Annotated in this window: 7 protein-coding genes; 1 reads left to right on the top strand and 6 read right to left on the bottom strand. The window is 73.0% G+C overall.

What is annotated here, in order from left to right; all coding sequences use genetic code 11:
* Positions 1-206: 206 nt before the first annotated feature.
* Positions 207-1,214, bottom strand: coding sequence for a sugar phosphate isomerase/epimerase family protein (locus ACIOC1_RS30610; protein ID WP_355338442.1), 1,008 nt, complete (start codon positions 1,212-1,214; stop codon positions 207-209).
* Between the two features lie 24 nt (positions 1,215-1,238).
* Positions 1,239-2,393: a Gfo/Idh/MocA family oxidoreductase gene (locus ACIOC1_RS30605; protein ID WP_355338795.1), complete on the bottom strand. Its 1,155-nt coding sequence runs from the start codon at positions 2,391-2,393 to the stop codon at positions 1,239-1,241.
* A 239-nt stretch (positions 2,394-2,632) separates the two neighbouring features.
* On the opposite strand from ACIOC1_RS30605, the gene ACIOC1_RS30600 reads away from it, so the two are divergent.
* Positions 2,633-3,814: an ROK family protein gene (locus ACIOC1_RS30600; RefSeq protein WP_355338445.1), complete on the top strand. Its 1,182-nt coding sequence runs from the start codon at positions 2,633-2,635 to the stop codon at positions 3,812-3,814.
* A gap of 95 nt (positions 3,815-3,909) precedes the next feature.
* Here the strand turns inward: ACIOC1_RS30600 and ACIOC1_RS30595 are convergent, their stop codons facing one another.
* From ACIOC1_RS30595 to ACIOC1_RS30580, 4 genes are all read right to left on the bottom strand, one after another.
* On the bottom strand, positions 3,910-4,647 hold the full coding sequence (locus ACIOC1_RS30595; RefSeq protein ID WP_355338448.1) for an ABC transporter ATP-binding protein: 738 nt from the start codon (positions 4,645-4,647) through the stop codon (positions 3,910-3,912).
* Positions 4,648-4,847: 200 nt separating this feature from the next.
* On the bottom strand, positions 4,848-5,621 hold the full coding sequence (locus ACIOC1_RS30590) for a DUF3710 domain-containing protein (protein ID WP_355338451.1): 774 nt from the start codon (positions 5,619-5,621) through the stop codon (positions 4,848-4,850).
* Positions 5,622-5,623: 2 nt separating this feature from the next.
* On the bottom strand, positions 5,624-6,154 hold the full coding sequence (dut, locus tag ACIOC1_RS30585) for a dUTP diphosphatase (protein ID WP_188282019.1): 531 nt from the start codon (positions 6,152-6,154) through the stop codon (positions 5,624-5,626).
* Between the two features lie 37 nt (positions 6,155-6,191).
* Complete coding sequence (locus ACIOC1_RS30580) at positions 6,192-6,797, bottom strand: PaaI family thioesterase (protein ID WP_355338454.1); 606 nt, start codon at positions 6,795-6,797, stop codon at positions 6,192-6,194.
* Between the last annotated feature and the right edge of the window lie 131 nt (positions 6,798-6,928).

Below are 6,928 nucleotides of genomic sequence, written 5' to 3'. Positions count from 1 at the left end.
CCACCCCCCGCCCCCCGGTGAGCACCCGGCGGGCCCCCCCCCGGGGCGCCTGCCCGGGTTGCGCGTGCGGGCGGGGGGGCTCCCCCCCCGGGGGGCCCCGCCCCCGGGGGGGGGGCCCGCCGCGCCGAGCGCCGCCCGGCAGGCCAGCCTGTCAGGACCGGGCCCGCCGGGAGGAGCCGCAGGACGTCAGCGACGATCCCAGACGTTCATGAGGACGAGCTGAACGCCGAGTCGAAGGAGGCCGCGGGCGGCTCGATCGCGGCCAGCGCCCGTACGTGCGCGAGCGCGGCGGGCGCGCCCGTCATCCGGTCCATCCCCGCGTCCTCCCACTCCACCGAGATCGGCCCCTCGTACCCGATGCTGTTGAGCATCCGGAAGACCGGCTCCCACGGCACGTCGCCGTGCCCGGTCGACACGAAGTCCCAGCCGCGCCGCGGGTCGCCCCACGGCAGATGCGAACCGAGCCGCCCGTTGCGGCCGTTGAACTGCTTGACCGACTCCTTGCAGTCCACGTGGTAGATACGGTCGCGGAAGTCGTACAGGAAGCCGACCGGGTCCAGGTCCTGCCACACGAAGTGGCTGGGGTCGAAGTTGAGCCCGAAGGCCGGGCGGTGGCCGATCGCCTCCAGGGTCCTCACCGTCGTCCAGTAGTCGTACGCGATCTCGCCCGGGTGCACCTCGTGCGCGTACCGGACCCCGACCTCGTCGAAGACGTCCAGGATCGGATTCCAGCGGTCGGCGAAGTCCGCGAATCCGCGGTCGACCATCTCCTCCGGCACCGGCGGGAACATCGCCACCGTGTGCCAGATCGACGAACCGGTGAAGCCGACCACGGTGTCCACGCCGAAGGCCGCGGCGGCCCGCGCGGTGTTCTTGATCTCCTCCGCCGCCCGCTCCCGCACCCCCTCGGGCGAGCCGTCGCCCCAGATACGGGCGGGCAGGATGCCGCGGTGCCGCTCGTCGATCGGGTGGTCGCAGACCGCCTGGCTGGTCAGATGGCAGGAGATGGTCCAGCTCTTGAGTCCGTGCTTGTCCAGGGTGTCGCGCAGCCGCGGCAGATACGCGTCGTCGCTGAGCGCCGCCTCCACGTCGAAGTGGTCACCCCAGCAGGCGATCTCCAGGCCGTCGTACCCCCACCGCGAGGCGAGCGCGCACACCTCGGTGAAGGGCAGGTCGGCGAACTGGCCGGTGAAGAGCGTGACGGGTCGGGCCATGTGCGTCCTCCAGGGATCGGGGCTTCAGGACTGAGGAGCGGGCACCGGGATGTGCACGCCGAGGGCCGCCGCACTGGTCTCCACGGCCGCCAGCACCCGCTGCACCTGGAGCCCGTCGGCGAACGACGGCCGCGGATCCGTACCGCCCGCCACCGCCTCGGCGAAATCGCGCACCTGGTGCGTGAAGGAGTGCTCGTAGCCGATCAGATGGCCTGGCGGCCACCACGCGTCAAGGTAGGGGTGGGTGGGCTCGGTGACCAGGACGCGGCGGAAACCGGCGGTGTCCGGGTCCTCGGAACGGTCGTGGAAGGCCAGCTCGTTCATCGACTCGGCGTCGAAGGCGAGCGTGCCGCGCGAGCCGCTGACCTCGATCCGCATGGCGTTCTTGTGCCCGGTGGCGAAACGGGTCGCCTCGAACACGCCGATCGCGCCGCCGTCGAACCGCGCGGTGAACAGCGCCGCGTCGTCCACCGTGACCCGGCCGCGCTCGGAACCGCCCTTGCCCGACAGGCCGCTCGCCGACTCCGGCAGCGGCCGTTCGGTCACGAAGGTCTCCAGCAGCGCGCCGACCGAGCTGATCCGCTGACCCGTCAGATACTGCGCCGCGTCGATGCTGTGCGCGCCGAGATCGCCCAACGCCCCTGACCCGGCGCGGTCCTTGCGCAGCCGCCAGGCCAGCGGGAACTCCGGGTCGACCAGCCAGTCCTGGAGGTACTGCGCCCGCACCTGGTGGATCGTGCCCAGCCTGCCCTCCTCGATCAGCCGCCGCGCCAGCACCAGCGCGGGCACCCGGCGGTAGTTGAAGGCCACCATCGAACGCACCCCGGCCTGCCGGGCCTTGTGCGCCGCGTCGACCATCGCCTCGGCCTCCGCCACCGAATTGGCCAGCGGCTTCTCGCACATCACGTGCTTGCCCGCCGCGAGCGCCGCCTCCGCGATCCGCGCGTGGCTGTCGCCCGGCGTGCAGATGTCCACCACGTCGATGTCCGGCCGCGCCACCAGCGCCCGCCAGTCGGTCTCGTACGACCCCCAGCCGTACCGCTCGGCGGCCGACGCCGCCCGCTGGGCCGACCGGCCGCAGACGGCGGTGAGTTCGAGCCGTACCGGCAGGTCGAAGAAGCGGCCCGCGGTGCGCCAGGCGTGGGAGTGCGCCGCGCCCATGAAGGCATGGCCGACCATGCCGATCCGCAGCGCGGGGACCGGGGGTGGTGTCGTCGTCACGTACGTCCTCCTGGCGGAATGCCGCTCCTGGTACGGGCCGTGAATCGTTATTCATCCGGCATCGACTGAAACTCACGGCGCCGGATAGAACAGTTCGGCAGTTTCTGCCTGAACTTCGGCATAAGTCAAGGCTCTTGACGTCGGTGACGGCAACAGGGCACCGTGCGGTTGCCGAGACGTCACACATCCGGGGGGCAGTGATCGACACTCCAGTCAATCTCCGCGAGGTCGGCAGGCTCCGGGTCCTCGAGGCCCTGCACACCACCGCACGCAGCAGCAGGCCCGAACTCGTGCGCGTCACCGGCCTGTCCAGGGCCACCGTCTCCTCGCTGATCGCCGACCTCATCACCGTCGGCCTGGTCACCGAGGACGAGGGCCCCGAGGAGCCGGAGCCCCGCCGCACCGGACGGCCCGCCCAGTCCCTCTCGCTGGTCCCCAGCTCGGGCTACGCCATCGGCGCGGACATCGGCCACCAGCACGTACGCGTCATCCTCTGCGACCTGTTCGGCGCCGTCCTGTGGGAGCACTGGGTCGCCAAGGACGTGGACCGCGCCCCGCAGGAGACCCTCGACCTGGTCGCCGTCCTCGTCGGCCGCGCTCTCCAGGAGACCGGCGTCGCCCGCGAACGCGTCCTCGGCATCGGCGCCGGAATCGCCTCCCCGGTCGAGAAGGGCAGCGGCGCCCTCGGCGCCGAGGGCATCATGCCCGGCTGGGTCGGACTGCGCCTCACCGACGAACTGCGCCACCGCACCTCGCTGCCGGTCCGCGTCACCAACGACGCCAACGCCGGCGCCCTCGCCGAGCGCATGTACGGCGCCGGACGGCAGGCGGGCGACATGGTCTACGTCCGGCTCTCCGCCGGTATCGGCGCGGGCATCGTCAGCGACGGCCGCCTCCTGCTCGGCTCACGGGGCCTCGCCGGGGAGATCGGCCATCTCCCGCTCATCACCGACGGCCTCATCTGCCGCTGCGGCAACCGCGGTTGCCTGGAGACCGTCGCCAGTCCGGTCGCCATCGCCCGCCTGCTGTCCGACAGTTGGGGCGAGACCGTCGCACCCCGTGACCTCCCCGCCCTCATCCGGGACCGCAACACCGGCGCCCTGCGCGCCGTCCGCGACGCGGGAGACGCCGTCGGCCGCGCGCTCGCCACGCTCGTCACCCTCCTCAACCCGCGCCTGATCGTGGTCGGCGGCGACCTCGCCGCCGCGGGCGCCGACATCCTCGAACCCATGCGGGCCGGTGTCCGCCGCCACACGCTGCCCTCCGCCGCGGAGGGCCTGGAGATCGTCACCGGCGGTCTCGGGGACGGCGCCGAGGTCCGCGGGGCGGCCGGTCTCGTCCTCGCCGACGCCGCCTCACTGCTCGCCGGAGCGGCCTGACCGGAAAGCGGCCTGCCCCGGAGCTGTCTCACCCGGAAAGCGGCCTGACCCGGAAAGCGGCCTGATCCGTACCGGCCTGACCCGCGTCAGGCCGCTCAGTCCGTGGTCTGGACGATCTGCCCGTCGCGCAGTTCCAGGACGCGGTCGGCCAGGGCGAGGAGCTGCGTGTCGTGGGTGGCGACGAGGGCGGTGACGGACTCGCTGCGGACGACCGCGCGCAGCAACTCCATGACGGCCAGGCCCGTGTCGGCGTCGAGCTGCCCGGTGGGCTCGTCCGCGATGAGCAGGACGGGGCGGTTGGCGAGGGCGCGGGCGATGGCCACGCGTTGCTGCTGGCCGCCGGAGAGTTCGCCGGGGCGCTGGGCGGCGTGGTCGGCGAGGCCGACGAGGGCCAGGAGGAGTTCGACGCGCTCCTCGCGCTCCCGCGGCGGGGTCTTGCGCAGCCGCATGGGGACCCCCACGTTCTCGGCGGCGCTGAGGATGGGGAGCAGCCCGAAGGACTGGAAGACGAAGCCGATACGGTCCCGGCGCAGGGCGAGCAGTTCGTCGTCGCCGAGCGAGGCCAGATCGGTGCCGTCGAGCATGATCCGGCCGCCGTCGGGGCTGTCGAGACCGCCCACGAGGTTGAGGATGGTGGTCTTGCCCGAGCCCGAACGGCCCTTGAGCGCGACGAGTTCGCCGCGCGGGACGGAGAACGAGACACCGCGCAGGGCGTGCACGGCGGTGTCGCCGCTGCCGTAGGTGCGGCGCAGATCCTCGACGACGACCATGTCCCCGGACGGCGGACCGTCCGCGACCGCCGTCGCCGCACGTCCCGTGGACCCCTCGCTCATGCGTCCTCCCCGTCCTGGCCGCGTCCCCTGCCGGCCCCCGCCCGCGGCGCGCCGGCCACCGTACGGCCGTCGCGTATCCGTACGGTACGCGCAAACGCCGTGGACGGTACGCGCAAACGCCGTGGCCCGGACCCGTGGGAACGGATCCGGGCCACGAGGGGCCACGAAGGCCGCGAACGGCGCGTACGCGGAGCGACGCCTCAGTGCAGCTCGGTGATCTCCGGGCCGCGGCGCAGCGGGTCGATGCCGTCGCCGAACTTCGACGGCTCGCCCTGCTCGGTCGGCGCGGCGCCGTCCGGCACCATCTGCGCGTCGTTCGGCAGCTTCAGCACGATCGGGTCGCGCGGCGCCATCGGGGTGTCGCCGCGCAGCACCACGGTGTCGCGGAAGACGGACTCCAGCACACCGGCGGCGGCGGGCTGCACCGCGCCCTGGCCGGAGATCACCCCGCGCAGGAACCAGCGCGGGCCGTCGCAGCCGATGAACCGCACGAGCTGCACGCCATTGGTGCCGTCGGGGAGCTGGACGGGCACCTGGGCCCGCAGCTCCCAGCCGAGCGGCCCCTCCAGCTCGTCGACGATGCCGCCCTGCTGGGTGATACCGGCGGCGATCTCCTCGCGGACCTCGCCCCAGATGCCCTCGGACTTGGGGGCGGCGAACGCCTGGAGCTGCACGGCGCTGTCCCGCAGCACCACGGTCGCGGCGACGATGGACTCGCCCGCGACCTCGACCCGCAGCTCCATGCCCTCGACTCCGGGCACGAACAGTCCGCCGAGGTCGACGCGGCCCTCGCCGGGCTCACTGACCTCGCTCAGGTCCCACGGGCCGTCGGGCCTCGGGGCGGGCGGAAGGTTGTACCGGAGGGACTCACCGGAGTCGTCCGACTCCTCGGCGTCCTCGACCTGCTCGTCAGGGCCTGCGGCCTCGTCGAGCTCGTCGAGATCGTCTTCGCGCTCCTTGCGACGACGGAACACGGTCACTGTCCTTCCCGGTCTGCAACGACCGATGCGAATCCGACTCTGGACGTGTCGGCCGACGGCGTCTCCACCGCGGCATGACCCCCCGTGGAGCCGAAGCCCCCCGCGGCCCTGGCAGAGCCGGGCAGCTCCGCCACCTCATGGAAACGGACCCGCTCGACCTGCTGGACGACCAGTTGGGCGATCCGGTCACCTTTTTCGAACCGCACGGTCTCGCGCGGATCGAGGTTGACGACGATCACCTTGATCTCTCCACGGTACCCGGCATCCACCGTTCCCGGGGCATTCACCAGGGCCACACCGCAGCGCGCTGCCAGCCCGGAGCGGGGATGCACGAAGGCCGCGTACCCGTCGGGCAGGGCGATCGACACCCCGGTGGGCAGGACCGCGCGCTCACCGGGCGCGAGGTCCGCCGCCAGCGTGGTCGTCAGGTCCGCGCCCGCGTCACCGGGATGCCCGTAGGACGGTACGGGCACGGACTCGTCGAGCCGGTGCAGCAGTACGTCCACCGGCTGTCGCTCTGTGCTCACGGGTTCACCTCGCTGACGAGGCGCAGCGGCTCACGGCTCATGGGTTCACCTCGAAGGCGCGGGCGACCTTCACCTGGTCGGGGTCCGACATCGCCGCGCGGATCTCCTCCGCGCGGCCGTTCTGCGTGAAGTGGTCGAGCTTGACCTCGACGAACAGCGCCTCCGCGCGGACCGCGACCGGCCCGTCGTGGCCCCCGATCCGGCCCTCGGCCGAGCTGTAGATCTTGCGTCCGGCGACCGCGGTGCAGCGCGCCGACAGGTACAGCGTGGCGCCGACCGGGACCGGCAGCAGGAAGTCCGACTCCAGCCGTCCGGTGACGGCGATGGCGCGCAGCATCCAGTTGACCGAGCCCAGCGTCTCGTCCAGCGCCGTGGCCAGGACCCCGCCGTGGGCGAGGCCCGGCGCGCCCTGGTGGGCGGGCTTGACGGTGAACTCGGCGGTGACGCTGACGCCCTCGCCCGCCCGCGCCGCCAGGTGCAGCCCGTGCGGCAGACCCTCGCCGCAGCCGAAGCACTGGTCGTAGTGCGCCCCGAGCAGCTCGCCCGGCGCCGGGGCGTCCGGGTGCCGCGTGGGCGCGGTGGCGTCGGGCGGCGGCGTCAACGACGACCGTCCGGCGCTTCTGGGTGTGTTCGCTCCACTCACGCCCGAGACCCTACCCTTCCGCGGGATCCTTTCCCTGCCGGTGTCCGTTGGTCCCGGGGGAGCCGCCCGGCGGCCGGCGGAAACCGCCCCCTGTACCACCCTCGTACCGCCCCCGCAGTCCCCCCGTTGTC

The organism is Streptomyces sp. NPDC088197 (assembly GCF_044741185.1).
GTDB lineage: Bacteria > Actinomycetota > Actinomycetes > Streptomycetales > Streptomycetaceae > Actinacidiphila.
This window is presented reverse-complemented; position numbering and strand designations above follow the sequence as displayed.

Coding starts and splice junctions, on each gene's coding strand:
- ACIOC1_RS30610 (WP_355338442.1), bottom strand. CDS start 1,214: ATGGCCCGACCCGTCACGCTCTTCACCGGCCAGTTCGCCGACCTGCCC.
- ACIOC1_RS30605 (WP_355338795.1), bottom strand. CDS start 2,393: ATGGTCGGCCATGCCTTCATGGGCGCGGCGCACTCCCACGCCTGGCGC.
- ACIOC1_RS30595 (WP_355338448.1), bottom strand. CDS start 4,647: ATGAGCGAGGGGTCCACGGGACGTGCGGCGACGGCGGTCGCGGACGGT.